Source organism: Bacillus sp. N12A5 (assembly GCF_026790125.1).
Taxonomy (GTDB): Bacteria; Bacillota; Bacilli; order Bacillales; family Bacillaceae; genus Bacillus.
In genome coordinates this window covers 153,022-173,623 of sequence record NZ_JALAMR010000003.1, presented here as the reverse complement: position 1 = coordinate 173,623, position 20,602 = coordinate 153,022, and the positions used below count along the sequence as shown (strand labels likewise).

Sequence of the window (20,602 nt, the reverse complement as noted above, 5' to 3'; positions counted from 1 at the left end):
TTACTAAAACCGAAAAAATATAGGATACATCGAGTTGACGCTGGCAGAAGAGATTTCATTTGTATTGGAAGTTTCCCTCAATTCTTTGGGGATGTATTCTGATACGTTGATGATTTTTTACCCTTAGTGTTTGCCGGTTTCACACAGCCGTTAAATCCTCTGTCAGTCACATAACCATTTCTACTCCAAATTGAAAGTTTTTCTGATTTTGCTTCTTGTTCATCTTTCGTAAATAGGTCTATGTATTTGGTGTTAAGCTCATATACATACGCTACTCTGGCCAATCCTTCTTTCAATAATGTCTCTTGAACAGACGTGCCATCGACATAAACGTAAGCTAACAGTCTTCCATACTTATCTCTGCGGTCACCTTTATCAAACTCCAGCTTGAGCTTACCGCTGCTAACCAACTCCTTGTCACGTTTAGATGCATCTTCGCCATACGGTTGAACACATGAATTTGGTTTCTTCGTCTCAGGTGTGTCTATGAGCAAGTAGCGCACTGTGTCTACATTTCCGTTGTAACTAACCTTAATTGTATCTCCATCAACTGCTCTATCTAATGTCACATCGACCAATTTCTTATGATCTTTTGAGTGAATTGTGCCAGAATTTTGTTCTGGCTGTTTCTTTTCATTAGATGGAGTATCTTGAGCGGCTTGCTGTCTCATTTGAATCTGAATGGCTTTTTTCTGCGTGATTTGATCCGCAAGCTGCCATAGTCATACTTAAACTGCGATCATACTGGCTAAAACTTTCTTCATATTGAACCCCTTTTTAAAATGTAAGTTCATGATGCTCTCCTTTTGATTCATTGAACATCATCATTATACGATATGGACATTTTTTGTGAATGAAAAATGTCCATATCGCGAAGGGAGATGAATACACTGAAATTGCTTACAGCCGAAATGTAAACCTTACAATAAAATGACTAAAACATACCTATGATATTACAAAAACAAAGAATTCCGAAAATAATATTGACTGAAAATGCTTTTAGAATTATGATAATATCAGAAATGACAATAATGTGACAAAAATATTACTACAACATAACAATGGATAGCTTATGTTTATCTTTTTGGTTAGAAATGTAAACGATTACAATTTTCAGGGGTGTAAATCTAAGATAGAGATGACTTTAGTTTTTTTGCCAATATCCACACTGAAACAACTTATTAAGTAATCTTAATAAAGGCAGGGGAAATGGATATGAATGAACATCGAAATCGTAGATTGAAATTAATAATGATTTCAGCAACATTTGGAGGACTTCTCTTTGGATATGATACTGGAGTTATAAATGGTGCTTTACCTTTTATGGCAAGACCAGATCAGCTTCATTTAACACCGGTTACAGAAGGGCTTGTAACAAGTATTCTTTTATTAGGTGCTGCGTTTGGAGCATTGTTATGCGGCAGATTAGCTGACCGCTATGGCCGCCGTAAAATGATCCTTAACCTTTCTTTTTTATTCTTCCTGGCATCTCTTGGAACAGCATTAGCACCAAATGTTTCAATAATGGCACTCTTTCGTTTTTTGCTCGGGCTGGCTGTTGGGGGAGCTTCAGCTATGGTACCGGCCTTTTTGGCAGAAATGGCACCGCATGAGAAGAGAGGCCGAATGGTAACTCAAAATGAGCTAATGATTGTCGGCGGGCAATTTTTAGCATATGTCTTTAATGCGATACTTGGTGTTACAATGGCAAATACCGGACATGTATGGAGATACATGCTTGTCATTTGTGCCGTACCGGCTATACTGTTATTTGCCAGTATGCTCAAGGTTCCGGAAAGCCCGAGATGGCTAATCTCCAAAGGCAAAAAAAGTGAGGCGCTGCGTGTTCTTAAACAAATTAGAGAAGAGAAACGTGCAGAAACTGAATGTAGAGACATTCAAGCTGCGGTAGAAAAAGATACGGAATTGGAAAAAGCATCACTTAAGGATTTTTCGACACCATGGCTGCGCCGTCTGTTACTGATTGGAATTGGTGTTGCCATAGTGAATCAAATTACAGGTGTTAACTCAATTATGTATTATGGCACTCAAATCCTTAAAGAATCCGGTTTTGGCACAAAAGCAGCTTTAATCGCTAATATTGGGAATGGATTGATATCAGTCATTGCCGTTATATTTGGGATTTGGCTGGTCGGAAAAGTAAGAAGGCGCCCAATATTATTGATTGGTTTGGCGGGAACAACGACAGCACTTTTATTCATTGCAATATTCTCAATAGTGCTTGATGGATCCGCAGCACTCCCTTATACTGTACTTTCTTTGACCGTTTTATTTCTTGCCTTTATGCAGGGATGTGTAGGGCCTGTGACTTGGCTGGTCATAGCGGAAATATTCCCTCAAAGATTAAGAGGGCTTGGTTCTGGGATAAGTGTTTTTTTCCTTTGGATATTAAACTTTATGATCGGCTTTGCATTTCCGATATTGCTTAGCTCTGTAGGTTTATCTTTTACATTCTTTATATTCGTGGCTTTAGGTATATTGGCAATCGGATTTGTGTATAAATTCATGCCGGAAACAAAAGGACGGACACTTGAAGAACTGGAAGAGCATTTCCGATCTCGCCATCATCAAAATACCCCTGAAAAATCGGTTGCTGAGGTATAATGATTGATCATAGAATCAGTTCATTATTAAGCCTCTCTGTTTTAAACAAAGATAACATCCCTCTGCATAAAAGAGGGATGTTAGGATGCTGAAAAGGAAATCCAGTTCAAATCTACACGTATAATACAGGAGTTGATACCTTAAAAATTTCGCCATCTCTTATATAAAAACGAGGGATGCGGCGGCTTAATGTAGACACCACTTCATAGTTAATCGTATTAAGCATTTCAGCAACTTCATCAACGGAAATCTCAGCTCCCTTTTGCTGACCGTAAATCACGACTTCTTCTCCTTGCTTACCTTTACCGTTCTCTCCTAAACTAACCATTATCATATCCATGGTCACTCTTCCTGCCACCGGCACTCGTCTTCCGCGATGAAGAACGAATCCGCGATTGGAAAGTGCGCGAGAATAACCGTCAGCATATCCGATCGGGATCGTAGCGATTACTTCATCGGGTTCGGCGATATATGTAGCACCATAGCTAATGGTTCGGGGTTCTGTCTTCATGGTTTTTACATAAGCGATACGCGCCTTTAAACTTAATGCAGGTTTTAGCCTAACGAGGTTAAGTTCTTTTATATATGCTGAAGGATATAAACCATATAAGCCTATACCTAAACGAATCATATCAGCACTAAATTCAGGGAAAGCGATAGCGGCAGCTGTGTTGCTCATATGCACAGTGGGCAGCTCAATGCCTTGATTCTTTAAAAAGCTGAGAAAACTGACAAATTGCTCGTGCTGCAGCTCGGTTAGTGCGGTGTCTGGTTCATCAGCTGTTGAGAAATGTGTAAAAATACCTGACCATCTTAGGAATTGACTTGCTGTTAATGCTTTCACTACTGCTAAAAGTTCTTCTTTTGTACGCACACCTAATCGGCCCATACCTGTATCTACATTAATATGTATACCCAGTCGGTTAGTACTTGCTTCATTTTCCAATATTTCGTTAGCTTCTTTAATCCAATCAACCTGAAATGCTGATAACTCTATATTCCAAGCTGCTGACTTTTTCACACAGCTTAGGGATGTAAAACCAAGCACAAGAATAGGTGCTGTAATCCCCGCTTTTCGTAAAACGATTCCCTCCTCCACGCTCGCAACAGCGAGCTCACTCGCCCCATGTTCCAGTGCATGTCGTGCCACTTCTACAGATCCATGACCATAACCGTTGGCTTTTACGACAGCCATAATTTTGCTCTTTTTTGGAATATGCTGGCGTATTGACCGCAAATTTTTTTTAATGGCATCAAGGTTGACTTCGATCCAAACTTCTCGGCAAAGTTTTGTCATCAACGATTCCTTCTTTCTTATGGTGTAGTACAAATGTATGTAGCCTCAATCAATCTAAATGTAAATGTTAATTGCTGGATGCGTTCAATCTTATTTTTATTCAACTTTAACTGAAATCATTCAACGGCAAAGCCATGATATACGAGAAGGGGTTAATCATCGAGGTTTGAAGGTTATCTTTACGTCAAGAAAATATGTGATATATGAGGCGCAAAAGAGAGGATAAATTGAACGACGACCTAGAATATAGAGATAGTACGTATCAGCGTATCTCCGGAAAAACAAGCAGGACAGTTAATATGGGAATCATTTTAAATTAAAAGAATAACAAAAATAAAAATAAGTGAGGCATAAGAACGAAGAGCGTATCAAACGATAATTGATTGCATGTTACACTGAAATAACAATTGAGTATAATGTTAGAGAGGGGTGACATGAAAAGGGGCGTTCGTTTTCAAATTCCGGGAATACTGCAGCCGTTTAAAATAGCGGCAAACGAGTGGAGAATCTGATTATGTTGTAGATAGAGAGCTAGATGCTGAAGCGTTCTTTAATGACTGCGCAATTGTTGAAGGGACTGACTTTGCAAATTAATTAAAAACAAATCAGTACTATACTATTTTCGTTGAACTGCAAGCATTTCCGTTTAGTAAAACGGTTAATCAAATCAAGACATATGCAGAGATTGTTGACAGTGATTGCGAACTTGTCCTATTGCTGGCAGACAGCAGCTATGTTTCGATATACTGCAAAGACGAAAATGTCATTGAAAGGATTTACTTCAATGCTTTACAGAACCACATTGTAGAGGTTCAGGTTGTTACTATGAAAATGACTCAAGAACCGGCCTTACCAATATGACAATTAATAATATTAAAGGGAGTAATACATATGACAATGCAAATTAAAATCAAATATCTGGATGAAACACAAACAAGAATCAGCAAAATTGAACAAGGAGATTGGATTGATCTTCGAGCTGCTGAAAATGTAACAATCAAAAAAGATGAATTTAAACTTGTTCCATTAGGTGTAGCAATGGAGCTGCCTGAGGGCTATGAAGCACATGTTGTTCCCCGTTCAAGTACGTATAAGAATTTTGGCGTTATTCAAACAAACTCAATGGGTGTTATTGATGAGTCATACAAGGGAGACAATGATTTTTGGTTCTTTCCTGCTTATGCATTGCGTAATACAGAGATTAAAAAGGGGGATCGGATCTGCCAGTTCAGAATTATGAAGAAAATGCCGGCCGTTGAATTAATTGAAGTTGAGCGATTAGGAAATGAAGATAGAGGCGGGCACGGTTCTACGGGAACGAAGTAAATAATAATTAAAAACCTTGGCTGTCTTCATGAAGCCAAGGTTAATGTCATGTCTTCATATAAAAAAGCCCCGGCAAATCTCACCGGGGAACGTAATAGATGGTTATGAGATTTAGTGATGTTTTTTATAGGATTCGACAAAATCATAATAGTGATCATCATCATCATGATATTTTTTTTCATAATGATAATCGTGGTCATCGTAATACTTTTTATCATGATCATAATGCTTTTTGTCGTAATCATAATGTTTTTTATCATGATCATAATACTTTTTGTCGCAATCATAATGCTTTTTATCATGGTCATGATACTTTTTGTCGCAGTCATGATATTTTTTATCATGATCATAATACTTTTTGTAATACGTTTTCTTCCAAGTGTAATACTCTTCTTTATACTTTTTATAATAACCCAATTAAAGTCCTCCTTTTAGTTTTAATCGAAATTAATATATGAAGTTTAAATGATATGGTATGGTCTAATGAAATAATAATAGTAAAAAGAGGCTGTTTAAATCTGAAAAACCAGGATGGTACACTAATTAAAATAAGAGTAAGAGAAAGGATTCAAAAAAATCAGGATACGTTAAGAGGGACTTCTTAAATGATAGAGGGATTTGAACTTCTTGGTTAAGATTCATGAGCTTTATCATGTAATTTCTGATGCTGCCTTGAAGGATTGAAAGATATGACCTCAACATCAGCAAAACGAAGGAATGATCAATAAAAAGTGTTATTGATGAAATGAAAGAGGATATGTATTAAAAAGGCCTAATTTTACTTGGACAAATGACAATTCATATTGAGAGAAATACAATGCATTAAACCATAGGGAGCAATTGGAGGATTTAACGTGTTTAGACAATATCCAATTTGGTACACACAAACACCTTACGATTTGAATTTTTATGTGCCTCAATATCAAATCATGTCATATGATCCTCAACGATGTTATCAACGGTGTATGTATCAAACCGGCGGTAACTATGAGCTGTGTGACAGGTTATGTTATGGGGAAATACAGGTGTAAAGAGGGGGCTAACTCCTCTTTACACATACAGTGATTGGAATAAGCATCTCTTTTTTATCTGCACGTGATGCGTTATTATTGTTCTTGTCTTGAATGGCAAGCAACTGATAATGAAAGAAGGATATGAACAGTCATGACTCAATTTGATAAACAATACAACTCAATTATAAAGGATATCATGAATAATGGAATCTCAGACGAAGAATTTGATGTGAGAACCAAGTGGGACTCAGATGGAACACCGGCTCACACACTAAGCATCATCAGCAAGCAAATGAGATTCGACAACTCAGAGGTTCCGATTTTAACGACAAAAAAAGTTGCCTGGAAAACAGCGATTAAAGAGCTGCTCTGGATTTGGCAGCTGAAATCGAACAATGTTAATGATTTAAACAATATGGGTGTACATATCTGGGATCAATGGAAACAAGAAGATGGCACCATTGGACATGCATATGGATTCCAGCTGGGCAAGAAAAACAGAAATCTAAATGGAGAAAAGGTAGATCAGGTTGATTATCTTCTGCATCAATTGAAGAACAACCCATCTTCACGGAGACACATTACAATGCTTTGGAATCCTGATGAATTAGACTCAATGGCCTTAACACCATGTGTATACGAGACGCAATGGTACGTTAAACAAGGGAAACTCCATCTGGAGGTAAGAGCACGGAGCAATGATATGGCGTTGGGAAATCCTTTCAATGTATTTCAGTATAATGTGTTACAGCGCATGATTGCTCAAGTCACAGGCTATGAGCTTGGTGAATATATCTTTAACATTGGGGATTGCCATGTGTACACACGTCATATAGACAATTTGAAAATTCAAATCGAAAGAGAACAGTTTGAAGCACCTGAATTGTGGATCAATCCCGAAGTTAAGGATTTTTATGACTTTACCATTGATGATTTTAAGTTAATCAACTATAAACACGGGGACAGGCTTTCATTTGAGGTAGCAATTTAATGCTGCCTCTTTATTATTTATTGGAAGGGTGACGGTATGAGCAGCAGATGATGTATCGAAGAAGTTAATCATTATTTTTAATATCATCCAAGCTATGAACAGCAAGCGATTCTTTTTGTGCATTTGTCCTAAGAAAACCGCCAGCGACGCCGGCGGCTTTTTGCTGCTTTGTTTATTTATTAACAGAAATCGTCACGTTGTTTCCTGAAACAGCAACCTTTGCGAAATCTTGTGTATCTACCACAGGTGTGACGGCTTTATTGTCGATTGTAATATTGTTAAAGGCCGTTGAAAAAGTTGCTTTGATGGCATTACGCTGACTTTCGTACGAAACAGCTGCGGTAGCAAGTGTTTTCCATTTCGAGATCGTTCCTATGCTGGTTCCCTGAATTTCCATGATAATCCGTCCGGTATAACCGTCATTGTTTGTTCCCCAAAGGGTCATGCGTGTATTGCCGTTCAAATTTTTATAGATTGTCATTTGGACTGTACTTCCTGGACGGAAGCCTTTATTGTATGTGAATTTGTCTTTTCCTTCGATGTACGTTTCATCATTTTTGGATCCGACCTTCATGAGGGGTTTCCAGACGTTGTACTGTTTGCTGTACTGAAGGCCGATATCCGCCTCAGTTCCGTTTTTTGCGCTAAATCCTGAATAAATATAAGGAGTAGAGACTGAGTCGTCATTTTTCACAGTATCAGGAAGTTTGATTTTTGCTGTAAAAACTGAGCCAGCGCTGTTCAGGTAGGCGCGGCCCCCGATGCCCTTAGGCAGCTGGGAGGCTGCTTTTGCGACTTGAGTGTCTGCTGCTGGCAAGCCGGGAATACCCGATGAAAGTGTTCCGAAAAGAACTGCAGTTCCTACTGCACCTGCAATAATTACTTTTTTCAACACAATTCCCCCTTTTTAGTGGTTTCGTTATTCATTATACCTTATTTTGGAACTCATTTTATGTATATAAAACGACAAATATTTAACTAAGAGAAACTGCTCCTTCAATTGTAAACTTTTTTAGCATTCTAACCTGCTTACAACCGTTTGAGATAATTTGACATCTTCCTCAAAATAAAAACACAAATGCTTATAGAAACGAGAATCAAAAGAATGACCGCTATCGTTTCCCAGCCGGCAAAGAAGGGGTGATCATTAATGAAAGGTCGTCCTTTTAAAATAATAAAAGTACAGGCACCGACTAGAAAAAGCAAACAAATACTTAGGATCGCAAACGCTTTACGGGTATATGTTTTCATTTCATCTCTAACGTATAGCAAAACGAAAACAAAGCAGCTCACATTGGCAATGGTGCTTATCATGTCAAAGCTTTTCATGACAATTGATATAAAAAGACAAAGTAAAATAAGATAAAATACTAAGTTATTAGACAAAGAATCTCTCCTTTTATGTATCACCATCAAAGAGTTTACAAAAGTTTCATTCCAGCTGCAATGCCTGGAAGAGGGATCAAATATAGTTAAATAAACTAATTAAACTATGTACTAAATATTCATTATTAATTTAGATTCAGTCATTAAGGTGAAAAAAGATAGGAAGCGATGGATACAACCGGTGGCCAAACAAAAAAAACCCGGCATTTAGCCGGGGAAAAAAGTGAAAACGAGGAGATGTTAATGGAGTTTAGTAATGGTTTTTATGCTTCTTATACTCTACAACATAATCATAGTCTTTTTTGTCGTGATCATAATATTTTTTATCATGGTCATAATATTTTTTGCCATAATCACAGTCGTAATCTTTTTTATCATGGTGGTCATAGTATTTTTTATCATATTCATAATACTTCTTATAATACGTTTTTTTGACCGTATAATACTCTTCTTTATATTTTTTGTAGTAACCCATATATACTCCTCCTTTATTGTTAATACGCTTTATTATATGGCGAATAGATTGTATCGCTTGAGCAATTAAATCATAGGAGGAAAAAAAGGGCTGTCCAAATCATAGAAAAAAGAGACGATGATATAAAAATAAATCAAAATAAAAAGCCGATCATCATCGGCCAAATCATTTATCTTATATTTGTTTGTCTTCTTTGTTTTCTGATTCACTTTTTCTTACATCCTGAGTGAGTCCGCTGGTTGCTTGTTTAAATTCTGATAAGGCTTTTCCAGCAGCGCGGCCAAGTGCCGGCAGCTTATCAGGTCCAAATACTAAAAAGCCTACAAATAAAATAACGAGTATTTTTGTGAAGCTTAATTCCATATTCTTTTCCTCCTGATTGAAGTTCAACCTTCTACACAAATTATAAAAGATAGCGGTTCAAATGGAAATATGTTATTTTGGACATTTTAAAAACCGAGAGCGGGGAAGATGAATAATTCATAAAATATCTGCGGCGGAATATAATGTCCAATGCCATTTACAAAAGAAGCGGGGAGGTGACCTGGACGGAAGGGACATAGAGGGCCATCCTTGGCTTCATACCGGGTGGCATGTCAGACTCAAAGAAATGACGTATAGTACTGTGAATTGGCTATGATCGAGTAGAGGGGAGATCTGGATGATGAGATTCACTAAGGTAATTGGATTCCTGTCTGTTTTAGGATTCGCTGCGGTTTTTCCATTAACGGCACAAGCTGAAAAAGCGGGGACTGCTGGAGCTGGGGAGTGGGATAAGCTGGGGACTTACACATATACTTATTCAAGTCCGACGGTATACTCGAGCGGGGGAGATTTTAGAGTCTGCCTTTCTGGAAGCACTCCTTTTTCGGTCTCGCTGCACCTATATGAAGATGATGCCGGTGATAATCCTGATGATTATGTAGGGTCAAACTATTTTTCACCCGGAGAATGTCATACCTTTAGCAGTATCGGAAAATTTGTAGATGGAAGCAATAATAGGGCGGAGTTCTTTGTTACTGATTACTCTGGCAAATCAAAAACCGTTACGTTTTATGATTAAAGAGAGAGACACCTCTCTCTTTTTTATTCTTCGACAGCCTTCCGAAGCCGCTCGTTAACAATTCCTGTCCAGCCTCCATCCATTTTGTCTCGAATGACGGAGCTTTTCTCGTTTGCCTTGCCGATCACTTCATTTGGCTTCTTCCACCCGCTGTGAATCAGTGTAAGCGCTGTCTTGTTCCCCAAGTCCTCTAAATGAAATGTAACGACCCATCCATCCGTGTCCCATGTAAAAGAAAGCTCAGTCGGAGCATGAAAATGTAAAACTTTACAAGGGGAGGGTCCAAACGGTGATTGTAAGTGGAATTCTTGTCCTTCCTTCAGCTGAAAGTCATTAGGCATAAACCACTTGGACATTCCTTCTGAAGTGGAGACTGTCTCCCAAACTTTCTGAATAGGCGCTTCCAGGGTAATATGTTTCGTAATATCCGGTAATGTATTTTCGTGATTTTGATTCATTTTGTTTACCTCTTAATAAAAGATATTTTTTCCGTTAAATCATATAATACATAATGAGATCATGTCCATAGCTTGTATTATTATGCTGCAGTCTGTTGATAATCATTTGTACCAGTCATCCAGTTTTATCTGTGAAAGGGTGTTTCTGCGTGTGTGAGAAAGAACATACAGTGAGAGAATGGAAAGTGTATATTTTCGTCTTTTTAATCATGAGTGTTTGTGCAGCGGCACTGGTTCTTTTTGAACCGGGCATCCTGTTCAGCCAAATTGTTTTGCGCGGATTTGATGCATTCATCGGTTATGTTTTACTAGCAAATGTTCTCTTTTTTTGGAGAAAGAGCAAAGGTATAGCATGTTTTTCAGGAGTTTTAGCTGTAATCAATTTTATTATGGTTATAGCTCTGGTTTAAAATCTAAAAACGGGAGGATTTTTGATGCTCGGAAAAATCAAAGCAGCCATTGATAACAGTCCAGGAAAACCGGCTAGAATTGTAGTCAGTGAAAAAACGTTTCAGCAATTAAAGGAGGAAATGCGATTTGTTTACGCTTCCAAACCGAAAACGATAATGGGGATACCTGTTGACATTTCAGATCAGACAGAAAGCTTCAAACTGGAGTTTTAGTTTAATTGCAAACAGGCTCATTTTGCATCTATACTTGTCCTTTGGACTAGTCCTTGGATGTTGTCGTCGGTATGATTGGCGGCTTTCTTCTGACCTTTCTTAATATTGATTTCTAAAGCATGATGAAGATGTTCATCATGCTTTTTTATTGTGAAAATGATGAACATAAAAAATAGATGTACGGGAAAAATAATCCTATTAGAGAGAAGGGAAATGACAGATGGATAATATGATATCAATACTTACTGATTGGACAGTGTGGTTTCAGGCATTAGTTGTATTTCTCGTTCCATATGCAATCTATAAAGTGTTTACTTGGATTCATATATAAGAAGGTGCAATCATGAGATGGCGGGGCAATCATTATAAACCACAAAAGCAGCATCAAGAATCAGAGCATTCAAAAGATGATCACGATGTGTTAACCGGTAACTTCGGATACGACATCGAGCAGGTGAAAAAAAAGATCGGACATAACGGAGACATTCACATTCGGGAACTTCAGATCACTTCTTTATATCTGAAAGCGGTTTTGGTCTTTGTCGATGGACTGTCTGATCAGGATTTGATGAATAAAGGACTTTCTGCGTTGGTCGTGAATCGACCTCATCAGGTAAGCGATGAAGTTTCTCAATTTGGCAAAGACGTTCTTACTCCTCAATATATAAAGAATCAAATCATATCAATCAGTGATGTTATAGAATCAGAGAAAATCAGTGATATCGTGATGAATGTTTTCATGGGTTCAACTGCGCTTCTAATCGAGGGAATGCCGCGGGCCTTTCTTCTGGGCACCGCCAAAAAACAAAATCGAAGCATCGAGGAGCCGCTTTCAGAAGCGCTTGTCAGAGGGCCGCGTACAGGCTTTACAGAGAAGCTGAGCACGAATACAGCTCTTTTAAGACAGCAAGGAAAAAATGATCAATTAACAATGCAAAAATTTGAAGTAGGTACACGACTCAAAAAAGATCTTATCATTGCTTATATGAATGACATTGCAGATACAAAAGTGGTCGAGGAAGTTAAAAAAAGAGTCAGAGGGATTGAGATCGATCATTTGCCGGAATCAGGCTACGTTGAACAGCTAATTGAGGATAACTATCTGAGCCCCTTTCCGCAAGTGCAGAATACAGAACGGCCTGATCGCGTGATAAGTGGATTAATGGAAGGCAGAGTAGCCATTCTGCTTGACGGCACGCCGTTTGCCTTGCTTGTTCCTGTCACTTTCAGCATGGTGCTTCAATCGCCTGAAGATTATTATGAACGATGGTTCCCAAGCTCGCTTATCAGATTGCTAAGGTTCATTGCGGCAATCATAACGTTATTTGCACCGGCTTTATATATATCATTTATTTCTTTTCATCCGGGGTTAATTCCGACCAAATTGGCGATATCAATTTCCGGGACGCGTATGGGTGTTCCGTTCCCATCTATCATTGAAGCATTATTTATGGAAATTGCAATTGAAATTTTACGAGAGGCGGGTCTTCGTCTGCCTAAGCCGATCGGACCTGCGATAGGCATAGTTGGCGGATTAATCATCGGGGAAGCAGCTGTGCAGGCAGGGATTGTCAGTCCAATTATGGTCATTGTCGTTGCGCTTACAGCAATTTCTTCATTTGCCATCCCGCATTACAGTACAGGCATTGCACTTCGGATGCTTCGGTTTGGCGCAATGTTTTGCGCCGCAGTGTTTGGATTATTTGGTGTCATTATGTATTATCTGCTTCTAAGCAGCCATGTTGTAAAGCTGAAGAGTTTTGGTGTCCCATACGCAAGTCCGGCAGTGCCTTACCACTTGAAAGATTGGAAGGATTTCGTCATCAGACTGCCTCTTTTAGTCATGAAGCGCCGGCCTAAAATGATGAATACGGATAATACAAAACGGGTGAAGTGACGAACTCGACAGGATGGTGATAAAGTCTTATGTTCAGCCCAACCAGTAAAATCACAACCGCTCAGGCAACGATTATCATCATTAATTATATGCTTGCTGCCGGAGTTCTTACACTCCCCCGTACAGTAACAGAACAAACGAAATCTCCTGATGGATGGATTTCAGTTTTATTAGGCGGAGTCATTGCGGTAATAGCCGGGATCATAATAGTTAAATTAAGCCAGCAGTATCCTGAAGAGACCTTTTATGAATATTCAGGACATATTGTAGGAAAGTGGCTCGGCCGTTTGATCAGTATGGTTTTTATTGCTTATTTTCTGGCACTCGGTGCATTTGAAATCAGAGTAATGTCTGAAATTGTTGAGTTTTTTCTCCTTGAAGGGACACCAGCTTGGGCCATTATTATGACAGTTCTTTGGATTGGGCTTTATTCGATTACACAAGGGCTCGATCCCATTGCCCGGCTTTTTGAAATGATCTTTCCGATTACGGTCATCATCTTTTTAACGGTGGCGCTCATGAGTATAGGTATATTTGAAGTCAATAATTTGCGCCCTGTATTGGGAAATGGAATCATGCCGGTTCTCAAAGGAGTTAAAACAACGACCCTTTCATTTACGTGTTCAGAAATTATGCTCATTTTAGTCGCATTTATGAAGAAGCCGAAGAATGCAGTGAAAGCGGTATTCATAGGGACAGGGGTTGTAACGTGTTTTTATATCATTACACTGATTATGGTCATCGGTGCACTGTCAGTTGAAGGTGTCGTGACGAGAACATGGCCGGGGCTTGACCTGATGAGAAGTTTTGAAATACCGGGTTTAATATTTGAACGGTTTGAATCATTTTTGCTAGTCATTTGGATTATGCAGCTTTTTGCCACGTTTATTATCACTTTTTATGCAGCATCTTTAGGCGTCTCGCAAGTTTTCAAAAAGAAACCTATTTCATGTATGTTTGGGCTGCTTCCTGTTATTTATATTCTCTCTTGCATGCCGAAAAATGAAAATGATGTGTTTATTTTGGGCGATATGGTCAGTCATATGGCTTTGTATATATTTGGCGCTTTGCCGATTTTGCTTTTAGTCATATCGAAATGGAGGAAAAGAGGTGAATAGTAAAATAAAACATCCAGTGTCCGTTCTCGTTATATTATGTCTGATGATGTTTTGCGTAACAGGGTGCTGGAGCAGCCGGGAAATAGAAGAGCTTGGTCTCACATTCGCTATCGCAATTGATAAAGGAAAAGAAACAAACATTGAAAAAGAGTTAAAAGAAGAGGGCGGGAGCTATCCAAAAAAAGACAACATAACGCTGACCTATCAATTTGTTAATGAAAAAGCGGCGGGTGCGGGGACAAGCGGGGGAAGCGGTGGCGGACAAGGAGCACAAAAAGCATATATTAATATTAGCGAAACAGGAGATTCGTTACAGCAGATCGGAAGCGAGGTTGCGTTAAGAAGGGACCGTGAAGTGTTTAGCCCGCATTTAAAAGTTATTGTCATGAGTGAAGATGTGCTGCGTACATATCCTATCAACGAAATGCTGGATCAATTTTTTCGTGATAATGAAATCAGGCTGAGCTGTCTCGTTTTATCTGCAAAAGGGGAGGCGAGGGAAGCCCTCCAGCTGAAAGAAAGCGGTGAAATTCCGGCTTTTCGGCTGGTTGGGTTAGGTGAAAATGAACATAAAGTTTCCAGAATTCTTCCTCCTGTGACACTCGCGAAACTTATTGGTAAACTTCATTCCGGCAGCAATTTCTTACTGCAAAATGTGGTTGCGGCGAATGGAGCAATCAAATATTCTGGAGCAGCGGTAATCAGCGGGAAGTCTAAAAAAATGATCGGCACTTTAAACGAATATGAAACTGAGGGGATTACATGGATTACCGGGGAAGGAAAAGGCGGAGTTGTAAAAAGCTATGATAAAAAAAGCAAACACGTGATTGCGTACGATATCAATTATATAAAAAGCAAAATCAAGCCCATCGTAAAAGGAAAGGATATTTCATTTCATGTCGATATTGAATCAGAAGGGGATTTAGTTGAAAACTGGAACACAAAAGAGGCCTTGAATACCCGTTTTATTAAACGGATTGAAACAAATACCGAAAACGAAATAAAGAAAATAGTCGGTGATGTATTAACAAAGATCCAGCATAATTATAAAGCAGATGTTGCTGGTTTTGATGAATCATTAAGAGTTAAGCATCCTCACTTATGGAAAAAGGTGAAAAATAACTGGGATGACACCTTCAGTAAGGCTGACATCACGTACAGTGTAAATGCCACAATTACACATTACGGTACAGTTAAAACACAGTAATGAATCAAAAAGAGCTCTAAAAGAAGAGAAGAAAACATCTCTTCTTTTTTCTATGCATGATTTAGGTTGATAATACTTTTTTTGGGATATATGTCTTTTATAAAATGATCAATATGCTAATATAGGAATTGCTTGAAATCGAAGGGAGGAGGGGCTGTGAGGCAGAAACCGATTTATGTAGAAATCGAAATGACATCTGATCTGGACAAGCTCTGGGAATATACGCAAAACCCATCGCTGCATAAGGAATGGGACCTCCGGTTTACCAATATCACATACTTGCATAAGCAGCCGCATGAAAGGCAGAAGTTTCTTTATGAGACGAGGATAGGCTTTGGATTAAAGGTGTCAGGTACAGGAGAAACAGCTGGTGTTTTTAACGAATATTCATCGGAAAGAGTTTCCTCTCTGGCTTTTGGCTCTGATCATCCGCTATCTCTGATTCAGCATGGCAGCGGTTATTGGAAGTACATACAGCGAGACAACGGGAAAATAACGTTTTTAACACAGTACCAATACAAAACAGCATACGGGCTGCTGGGAAGATGGATTGATCATTTATTATTTCGGCCGCTGCTCGGCTGGGCAACCGCATGGAGCTTTGATGCCTTAAGGCTTTGGATTGAGCAAAATAAACATCCGAAACGCTTCATTCGACTTGCTATCGTCTATTTATTAATGTGTCTGTTTTTCAGTCTGTTTTGGTTTTATCAAGGCTTTACAGGTCTTGAAACAAGCATTTTTACAAGAACAGCGGAGATAGGATGGGGAATTTTGTGGTTGATTCCTTTCAAGGGAAAATGGTTCATTCATGCTGTCCAGGCTTGTATTTTTGCTGGATTGGCTTTTCTAGGCTCTGAGGCATTTTTATTGATTCTGTTGAGTGTCTTTTCTGCGGTAAGCGGCGTTCTTAGTCTTCAACTCCCCAGTGCCCGGCACACAAAACGAAAGAGAAAGAAGTGACATTGTGAGTTCGATTTATGAAAAAACGATCAATAACTATCATATGCTCCACCCCAAGCTGCAAAAACGCTATCAATTAGATGCATCTCATACATTCAGCGGGACAGGAACGATGTCAGAAATAAGCGGGGGCTCTTTTCTGGTTAGAATGCTGTTAAAGCTGGGTGTTTTTTTTAGATGCTTCTTTTCAGAAAGAGGCAGAGATATTCCTTTTATGATACAAAATAGAACTTGTCTTTTGAATCAGGAACAGGTCGGGATAGAATGGAATCGTACATTCTTTTTCAAAGGCAAAAAACGTTTTTTTGACGCGATAATGGTATACGACGAAAAAGAAGACAGAATACTAGATTTCTTTGGCAGACCTCATCTTCTGCTGTCTGTTTTAGCATTCGAGGCATCTCCTGACGGCTCTCTTACGATTACGTCGGGAAAGCAATGGCTGTTGATAGGCGGCAAAAGAATACCACTGCCCAAATGGCTGACCGGTACATCCGTTGTTTGCGAAACGTTTGACGAAAGCAAGAATTGCTTCACCATTCAAGTGCATGTGCAAAATACCATTCTCGGCACTCTTTTCTTTTATAAAGGAACGTTTCAGGAAGAAGAGAGAGAAACATGCTAAAACGAAATGGCATAATCAGTACGCTTTGCTTTATAGGATTTCTTGCAGCGGAAGCACCCCATATATCAGTGGCAGAGGCACTCGTTTTGTTATCTATACTGTTTTTCGTGCCGGGAATTTTTCCTTTTGTCTTTCGTCAATCACCGCTTCGGGCTGCTCAATCCCTGGAACCTTGGTTAATACAGTGCTATCCGGCAGCCGCTTTCTTTGCGATGCTCGCTCTTGTGACAGACAACGGAGGTTTCGCTCTGATCTGGTGGATGTACACCGTTTTTCTGGCATTGTACGGGATTCTTCGTCTTTGGAAAACAAAGATACATAGAATTGAAGAGACATCAGTTTTGTTTGGGCTTATCTATTTGGCGGGTGGAGGATTTTGGTTTGTTGCTTATGCTGCACATTTGCAGATCATGCAATTTGGTTCTCTCATCATCTTGCTGACGGCTGTCCACTTTCACTATTCAGCTTTTCTGATTCCGATCTTTAACGGCTTGCTTGGAAGAATCACCAGAAAAAATCGAATGTTGTACAGTTGGATAACATGGGTGATTTTGCTGTCGCCCCTTCTTATCGCGCTTGGCATTACATATTCAAAAACACTTGATGTCATTGCGGTTGGCATCTATATGGCGACGCTTTATCTTCACGCTTTTTTGGTGTTCACCACAGCTTTTCGCAGCAAGACGGGGAAAATTCTTATTCGGCTTTCCTCGGCCGTTTTAATGATCACGATCACTTTCTCGATGATTTATTCATTTGGTGTATTTCGTCAAGAAATAACATTGACGATTCATCAGATGATTTGGATTCACGGTTTTGTCAACGCGTTCGCTGTTATATTGCCCGCTCTCATAGGATGGAGAATAGAAGCTCCGAAGGCTTTAGATGCTGACAGCGTAAAGACATTCAGCCGTATCTACGGAAAAAGAAGGATAGGAAAAGACTTTTTAGCTAACATTCAAGCCGAAAGTAATGCTCGATACAGAGGGCTTGTGGATGATATGGGAAGCCTTCGTTCAAAAGATTTTTCACCAGAAAGACTTGCACCGCTCATTGTATCATTTTATGAACAAACCATTGATTATGATGTAAAAGCAAAAGTGATGTGGAGCATGTGGTTTCGGCCGTTTGCAATTGCTTACGAATGGTTCAGCAGGCGAACCGGCCAGCTCCATCTGTCAACGAACCCTGACTGGTATAGAATGTACAGTACGATAAAAGGTGTCAATTCGAAAAAAGACGGAAGAAACAAAGTGCGTGCCTGGATCAGAACAAATGAAAAAAACGAAACCATTTTTACCGCACTATATTCAGTGTATCGTTCAAACGGAGAAGGGTATATGAACATCTGTCTCCCGCTTCCATTCAGCAGCATGACAGGCATTTTAAAGCCTTATCATCATCAGGAGAAGCTGGTTTTGACAAGCAGACGGAGAAAAAGCGGAGCAGGAGATGAGGGGATTTATCTGCAAACCGGAGCGGGAACTTGTCCGCTTCCTTTATCTGAAACCTTTCTGATAGCTGCTCATGACAATAGATTAACCGCTGTTCATCATATGTGGCTGTTTGGATTAAAATTTTTAACCGTTCATTACAGCATCACACATATTGCCCGCCCAAATGTAAGAACCTAATACAAAAAAGGGGGCTTCGTCTGACAGCTGTTTGACGATTAGATCAGCCGCATTCCCATTCGGCATCTAGATCGGAAAGGAAGGATATTATCATGTTTTATATCAGTTTATTTCTGATTCTTTGGCTGGCTGCGGGATTTGCAGTGGGAGTGAAACAAGTGTATGTCGATCAGCTGTTTGATAAAGATGTGATCGAGAGGCTGGAAAAAGAGGCGGCTGTTCATGGACGCGCTGACCGGTTTATCAAAAGCCGTGTCCTTTACATCACAGCAGTGACATTAAGCGGTTTTATCGCTGTTTATCGTGAAGTGAAAACAATTCCGCAAAGGCGAAGAATAAAAATAATTGAAAAAAATATCATGAAACTGAATAAAGCAAAGAAAAGAAGAATGAAAAAAAAGTAAAAATGCACAGGCCAAAGGGCAGGTGCGTTTTTTTCTGTTTGATATGGGAATTGGGGGAAAGGTGGTGCCACATACTTTTCATAAATTCAAAAATGAGAAGAACAGCGCCCGGGCTAATGGTATATAATATTGTGAATTTAACAAAAATTTAACAAGGAGGACGAGAGAATTCGTGCTAAAGCCTCAAAGAAACCGACATCCTGTTTTGGACTTAGAGGCGGAGTAGATGAAACCGGCCAAAGTATCCCTGCTCCGCCGTTTGCTCCATTCCTTGAAGCATGTTGATTGTAACATAGCCAAACGTTTTCCATCAACTCTTAAAATTGTAAAATTGTTGTTTGTTATTATGGTGTTCACTCCGATTTCTTCAATATATGCTGAAGATGTATATCAGAATTTTGAGGAATTAAAAAACAATGAAGATCCTTCTGATTACGGCATTGTTACGAAGGAAGCCGGCAGCTCTGTCCTTGTTTTAGCGATTCATGGAGGAGGTATTGAAGGCGGGACAAGTGAAATAGCGAGAGAGCTCAGCAAAGAGTATTCGATGTATTTATTTGAAGGCTTACAATCGTCAGGAAACTCAGTGCTGCATATTACAAGCACGCATTTTGATGAGCCTCGGGCCCTGAAGATGACGGGAAGTCATGACTATGTCATTTCATTACACGGGTATGCAGAAGAAGATCAGCAGATCGAGGTCGGCGGTACAGATCGCGTAAGAGCGGCAGACTTAGTTGAAAAGCTGCAAAATGCTGGTTTTCCTGCCGTATTGCTCAGTACCGACCATCCTCATGCGGGCGTAAGTCCGAATAACATTGCAAACAAATCAAAAACAGGTCTGAGTATCCAGTTAGAAATGAGCACGGGTTTTAGAAAATCTATGTTCGGCATCTTTTCTTTAGAAAGCAGATCTGGTACTCAAAATGAGAGGTTTTATGATTTTACAGAAGTGATGTCCAGCTTTTTAAAAAGCAACTACTGAAAAATAGGAGGCGATCAGCCAGCCTCCTACTCCTCTTGCTGCTCTTTTGGAACGTCAGGAAACAGCTCGCCTGCGGCTTCTGTTTGATATTGCAGAGTGTTATCCTTGGCTGTCAGCTCATTTCGGAAGGTTTCATCCAGTACATTTTTCAGCAAATACCGATGAAAAAAATATTCAAATACAGTAAGACAGGCAGCGGAGAGAAGAGCGGCTGCAAACGGTGAGAAATCATTTCTTGTTTGGGTCAAAACAAAGACCCAAAGAATAACAAATGAAAGTCCAAAGTCAGCCAATGAAGCTGTAATATTGTTTGTTCTCGGAAGGACGATCATGTCACCGGAAAGATAAGAGACAAAGCCTAAGAAAAATGCAATAAACAGCACGCTTAAAAAGGGTGCGTGATAGAATCTGTCCAGAATCACATATAAAAGGGCAAGAGTGAGAGCAATCTTTGAAGCAAGTGCAATGATATGTTTCATTTGACCACCTAAATTGTTATTTTTGAGGAAACT

22 protein-coding genes and 2 pseudogenes are annotated in these 20,602 nt (G+C 39.4%); 15 read left to right on the top strand and 9 right to left on the bottom strand.

All coding sequences use genetic code 11. The features are described 5' to 3' along the window. Window positions 1–77: 77 nt before the first annotated feature. Window positions 78–764, bottom strand: a pseudogene (locus tag MOC09_RS04110) (thermonuclease family protein). 445 nt (window positions 765–1,209) lie between these two features. Here MOC09_RS04110 and MOC09_RS04105 point away from each other — a divergent pair. Next, on the top strand, window positions 1,210–2,625 hold the full coding sequence (locus MOC09_RS04105; RefSeq protein ID WP_268361015.1) for a sugar porter family MFS transporter: 1,416 nt from the start codon (window positions 1,210–1,212) through the stop codon (window positions 2,623–2,625). Window positions 2,626–2,737: 112 nt separating this feature from the next. On the opposite strand, the gene alr is transcribed toward MOC09_RS04105, so the two are convergent. After that, complete coding sequence (gene alr, locus MOC09_RS04100; RefSeq protein ID WP_268369653.1) at window positions 2,738–3,922, bottom strand: alanine racemase; 1,185 nt, start codon at window positions 3,920–3,922, stop codon at window positions 2,738–2,740. 434 nt (window positions 3,923–4,356) lie between these two features. Between alr and MOC09_RS20160 the strand changes: the two are divergent. Both MOC09_RS20160 and dutA read left to right on the top strand, forming a co-directional pair. Next, window positions 4,357–4,830, top strand: a pseudogene (locus tag MOC09_RS20160) (DUF2691 family protein). Then, entirely contained in the window at window positions 4,814–5,248 is a 435-nt protein-coding gene (dutA, locus tag MOC09_RS04090) for a dUTP diphosphatase DutA (protein WP_268361012.1), read from the top strand. Before MOC09_RS20160 ends, dutA begins: the two are co-directional and overlap by 17 nt. Before the next feature lie 111 nt (window positions 5,249–5,359). Here the strand turns inward: dutA and MOC09_RS04085 are convergent, their stop codons facing one another. Beyond that, on the bottom strand, window positions 5,360–5,665 hold the full coding sequence (locus MOC09_RS04085; protein WP_268369652.1) for a hypothetical protein: 306 nt from the start codon (window positions 5,663–5,665) through the stop codon (window positions 5,360–5,362). Between the two features lie 747 nt (window positions 5,666–6,412). Between MOC09_RS04085 and MOC09_RS04080 the strand changes: the two genes are divergently transcribed. Then, window positions 6,413–7,252 (top strand): thymidylate synthase, encoded by an 840-nt coding sequence (locus MOC09_RS04080; protein ID WP_268369650.1) that lies wholly within the window; start codon window positions 6,413–6,415, stop codon window positions 7,250–7,252. A 172-nt stretch (window positions 7,253–7,424) separates the two neighbouring features. Here MOC09_RS04080 and MOC09_RS04075 read toward each other — a convergent pair whose 3' ends face one another. The 4 genes from MOC09_RS04075 to MOC09_RS04060 form a co-directional block, all read right to left on the bottom strand. Further along, complete coding sequence (locus MOC09_RS04075; protein ID WP_268367289.1) at window positions 7,425–8,147, bottom strand: YrpD family protein; 723 nt, start codon at window positions 8,145–8,147, stop codon at window positions 7,425–7,427. Between the two features lie 134 nt (window positions 8,148–8,281). Beyond that, a complete protein-coding gene (locus MOC09_RS04070; protein WP_268369648.1) occupies window positions 8,282–8,638 on the bottom strand; it encodes a YoqO family protein in 357 nt (118 codons plus the stop codon). Between the two features lie 250 nt (window positions 8,639–8,888). Next, entirely contained in the window at window positions 8,889–9,113 is a 225-nt protein-coding gene (locus MOC09_RS04065) for a spore coat protein C (RefSeq protein WP_268362241.1), read from the bottom strand. Between the two features lie 174 nt (window positions 9,114–9,287). Continuing rightward, a complete protein-coding gene (locus MOC09_RS04060) occupies window positions 9,288–9,476 on the bottom strand; it encodes a twin-arginine translocase TatA/TatE family subunit (protein ID WP_268362244.1) in 189 nt (62 codons plus the stop codon). Window positions 9,477–9,777: 301 nt separating this feature from the next. Here MOC09_RS04060 and MOC09_RS04055 point away from each other — a divergent pair, with 301 nt between their 5' ends. Next, window positions 9,778–10,176: a hypothetical protein gene (locus MOC09_RS04055; RefSeq protein ID WP_268362267.1), complete on the top strand. Its 399-nt coding sequence runs from the start codon at window positions 9,778–9,780 to the stop codon at window positions 10,174–10,176. 23 nt (window positions 10,177–10,199) lie between these two features. On the opposite strand, the gene MOC09_RS04050 is transcribed toward MOC09_RS04055, so the two are convergent. Further along, window positions 10,200–10,634 (bottom strand): SRPBCC family protein, encoded by a 435-nt coding sequence (locus tag MOC09_RS04050; RefSeq protein WP_268362246.1) that lies wholly within the window; start codon window positions 10,632–10,634, stop codon window positions 10,200–10,202. Between the two features lie 149 nt (window positions 10,635–10,783). Between MOC09_RS04050 and MOC09_RS04045 the strand changes: the two genes are divergently transcribed. The 10 genes from MOC09_RS04045 to MOC09_RS04000 all read left to right on the top strand — a co-directional run bounded on the left by MOC09_RS04045 (window position 10,784) and on the right by MOC09_RS04000 (window position 20,090). Beyond that, the gene (locus MOC09_RS04045; protein WP_268369646.1) at window positions 10,784–11,044 is read left to right on the top strand and encodes a hypothetical protein; all 261 of its coding nucleotides are present in this window, start codon (window positions 10,784–10,786) and stop codon (window positions 11,042–11,044) included. Between the two features lie 24 nt (window positions 11,045–11,068). Next, window positions 11,069–11,257: a hypothetical protein gene (locus tag MOC09_RS04040; RefSeq protein ID WP_268369643.1), complete on the top strand. Its 189-nt coding sequence runs from the start codon at window positions 11,069–11,071 to the stop codon at window positions 11,255–11,257. A gap of 340 nt (window positions 11,258–11,597) precedes the next feature. Beyond that, entirely contained in the window at window positions 11,598–13,154 is a 1,557-nt protein-coding gene (locus tag MOC09_RS04035; protein ID WP_268369792.1) for a spore germination protein, read from the top strand. Window positions 13,155–13,183: 29 nt separating this feature from the next. Then, window positions 13,184–14,272, top strand: coding sequence for a spore germination protein (locus MOC09_RS04030; protein WP_268369641.1), 1,089 nt, complete (start codon window positions 13,184–13,186; stop codon window positions 14,270–14,272). A gap of 43 nt (window positions 14,273–14,315) precedes the next feature. Then, the gene (locus tag MOC09_RS04025) at window positions 14,316–15,479 is read left to right on the top strand and encodes a Ger(x)C family spore germination protein (protein WP_284439360.1); all 1,164 of its coding nucleotides are present in this window, start codon (window positions 14,316–14,318) and stop codon (window positions 15,477–15,479) included. 156 nt (window positions 15,480–15,635) lie between these two features. After that, window positions 15,636–16,442, top strand: coding sequence for a hypothetical protein (locus tag MOC09_RS04020; protein WP_268369638.1), 807 nt, complete (start codon window positions 15,636–15,638; stop codon window positions 16,440–16,442). A gap of 4 nt (window positions 16,443–16,446) precedes the next feature. Next, the gene (locus MOC09_RS04015) at window positions 16,447–17,067 is read left to right on the top strand and encodes a DUF4166 domain-containing protein (RefSeq protein WP_268362260.1); all 621 of its coding nucleotides are present in this window, start codon (window positions 16,447–16,449) and stop codon (window positions 17,065–17,067) included. Continuing rightward, window positions 17,061–18,701 carry a YndJ family protein gene (locus tag MOC09_RS04010; RefSeq protein WP_268369637.1) on the top strand — a complete coding sequence of 547 codons (1,641 nt, stop codon included), beginning with the start codon at window positions 17,061–17,063 and terminating at the stop codon, window positions 18,699–18,701. The genes MOC09_RS04015 and MOC09_RS04010 overlap by 7 nt, the downstream gene beginning before the upstream one ends. An 89-nt stretch (window positions 18,702–18,790) precedes the next feature. Continuing rightward, window positions 18,791–19,105 carry a hypothetical protein gene (locus MOC09_RS04005; RefSeq protein WP_268362271.1) on the top strand — a complete coding sequence of 105 codons (315 nt, stop codon included), beginning with the start codon at window positions 18,791–18,793 and terminating at the stop codon, window positions 19,103–19,105. A gap of 226 nt (window positions 19,106–19,331) precedes the next feature. Then, window positions 19,332–20,090 (top strand): poly-gamma-glutamate hydrolase family protein, encoded by a 759-nt coding sequence (locus MOC09_RS04000; RefSeq protein ID WP_268362262.1) that lies wholly within the window; start codon window positions 19,332–19,334, stop codon window positions 20,088–20,090. Window positions 20,091–20,116: 26 nt separating this feature from the next. On the opposite strand, the gene MOC09_RS03995 is transcribed toward MOC09_RS04000, so the two are convergent. Next, on the bottom strand, window positions 20,117–20,569 hold the full coding sequence (locus tag MOC09_RS03995) for a YndM family protein (RefSeq protein ID WP_268362263.1): 453 nt from the start codon (window positions 20,567–20,569) through the stop codon (window positions 20,117–20,119). Window positions 20,570–20,602 lie beyond the last annotated feature (33 nt).